Here is a 255-nt window from a genome sequence, read left to right on the forward strand (position 1 = left end):
AGACCTTCTTTGGCCCCGCTCCCTCGGGGCTGGTCTCCATGGTGCTGTTAGTGACGGTGTCGTTCAGCATGACGGCCCTCAGCAGCGATCAACTCATCAAGGGGCTTCTGGAGCGCGCCACGCGGGACCACCTGACGGGGTTGTTGAACCGCGGAGCGTTCCTTGAACTGGCCAACTCGGAATTGAAGCGATTGCGCTCCAACGAGTCCGGTGCGGCGGTGGTCCTCGCGGACTTGGACAACTTCAAGGCCGTTA

At 61.6% G+C, this 255-nt stretch carries 1 protein-coding gene; it reads left to right on the top strand.

Going from position 1 to position 255, the window contains the following annotated elements:
* The coding region (locus tag SB679_RS25280) for a GGDEF domain-containing protein (protein WP_410705085.1) at positions 1 to 255 on the top strand (255 nt) is incomplete at both ends.

Origin of the sequence: Chryseobacterium sp. SIMBA_029 (assembly GCF_046535275.1) — a bacterium.
Lineage (GTDB): Bacteria > Bacteroidota > Bacteroidia > Flavobacteriales > Weeksellaceae > Chryseobacterium.